This is a genomic window from Mycobacterium ostraviense (assembly GCF_002705925.1).
Taxonomy (GTDB): Bacteria; Actinomycetota; Actinomycetes; order Mycobacteriales; family Mycobacteriaceae; genus Mycobacterium; species Mycobacterium ostraviense.
The window spans coordinates 1-1,974 of record NZ_NKRE01000146.1 but is presented as its reverse complement, the minus strand read 5'-3'; the positions used below and the strand labels follow the sequence as shown (position 1 = coordinate 1,974).

Below are 1,974 nucleotides of genomic sequence, written 5' to 3'. Positions count from 1 at the left end.
CCGTAGTTCCCCCTGGTTTGGTGACGGGTTGGGGTGTGACCTGCAGTTTTGCGGTCTGGCTGTGGGGTGTACTGCCTACGTGTAGCCGAAGCGGTGGGAGACGTCGAGGAGTTCGAAGGCTCGCCGTTGCAGCGGGGTGGGGGTGGTGAGTTTGGTGAATGCCGGCATGTCGTCGATGGGTTGGATGTAGTTGACACACAGGGTGCCCAGATCTTTGAGCAGGCTGGTGAAACTGTGCACCGGGTAGTCGTCTTGGGTGCGTTTGCGGGCGGCTTTGGCCAGCGCGACATCGGAGCGCTCGGCGGCGGCGACTGGGTCGATGCGTTTGGCCGCTGCGGCGGGTTTGTCGTTGTCATGAAACAGGATTGGGGCCAGGGCTTGTTTCATGTGCCAGCTGATGTAGTAGGACAGCATCCGCAAAAACACGTGGGCGCGTACCCGGTGGGCCAGACGGTGGCGGATCGGCCGCACATCAAGCTCGGTGTTGAGGGTGCGAAAGAACCGTTCAACGTCTTCAAGTCCCTTGTAGCGCAACACCACATCGCCGTTGGGGAGAGTCTTTTCGGGCAGGCTGGTGCGCAGCACGTAGATGCCGTCCAGGGCGGCCTCGGCGTTGATCTGATCGGTCTTGCGTGAGAACGTCAACGCCTCGTCGGTGATCTCGATGGTGAAGTGCTTGGCCATCTTGTAGTGGTTGATGATCTTGCCCACCCGCATGCCGATCTGGTCGCGCCCGCGCAAGGGACGCCGGGCGCGGCCGGTGGCCGCGGCGATTTTCGCCAGTTCTTCTTCGGTGGCCGCCAGCAGCTCGTCGCGTTTGCGGGTGCGTTGGGCGGCCAAGATCGGGTTGCGGCAGCACACCAGCCGCTCGCCGGGGTAATCGGGATGGGCGATCTCGATCAGATTCTGTTCATCGAACAGCGACAGCTGCAAAGCATCGGCCTCGACCAGGGCCTTGATCTGCGGAGCCCGCAGCGCGGTGATCCAGTCCAGTTGGGCCGGACGAAGTTCGGACTCGATGCGCGCGCTGGTGAGCATGCCCCGATCACCCACCAGACAGACCTGTGTTAACCCGAATCGCGTTTTGAGCTTGTCGATCTGGGTGGCCAGGGTTTTCGGGTCGCCGGTATTGCCGTCGAACACCTCGATGGCCACCGGTGTCCCCGCAGTGCTGCATAACAGCCCATAGACGATCTGCAGCCGGCCTTTGACCCCGTCGCGGGCGTGCCCGATCTTGGCTATCGGGCACGTGCGTCCCTCAAACGCCGCCGAGGAAACGTCGTAGAGCACCAACGTGCCGTTGACTAAATGCCGGGCGGCTAACGCCTTTTCGATCGCGTCCTTACGCTTGAGCGCCCAGTCCATGGCCGCATACAGGTCGTCCTCGTCAGCACCGCCAACACCCAACACCTCGCCCAGTGAGCTGGTCGCGGTCTCAGAGCGCAGCCCACGCGCGGTCGCCAGCTTCGAGCCAGGATCGATCACATGAGCGACCAGCATGGCCAGCACCAGATCGCGGTTGCGCGAGCGCACCGGGTCGATCAGCTCGGCGATCTCAAGCCGCGCCGCGCTGCCCAAGACCGCGGCCACGTGCCCGTGCTGCAGGCTGCGGGTGATCTCAAACGCCTTGGCCAGGTCCACCTTCGGTGGTAGCCCTTTGAGCACCTGGGAAAGCGCGTCGACTTTGTCCACGGGCCAGCGTGACAGATTGGCTAACGTACGGTTTTTCACCTTGCCGTCCTCGCGGTAGCTTTCCCGCAACAGGATCGCCGGCGGCGACCCTCGGTTCGGCACCCGCGCCACATACATGCCTATAACAGTAGGCCATCCGTGTGTCTATTTGTCGCAGGCACACCGATATGCATCTAGATTATTCTCCAATACATGTCTACGTAATCGGCAGCCATCGGACGCGAAACACCTGCTCATAACGATGCAGACCCCTCAGGACCGCCCCGCAGGGGGGAACTTCGG

At 62.6% G+C, this 1,974-nt stretch carries 1 protein-coding gene; it reads right to left on the bottom strand.

All coding sequences use genetic code 11. The features are described 5' to 3' along the window. Nucleotides 1–75: 75 nt before the first annotated feature. On the bottom strand, nucleotides 76–1,809 hold the full coding sequence (locus CDN38_RS28405) for an IS1634 family transposase (protein WP_099319517.1): 1,734 nt from the start codon (nucleotides 1,807–1,809) through the stop codon (nucleotides 76–78). Nucleotides 1,810–1,974: the final 165 nt, after the last annotated feature.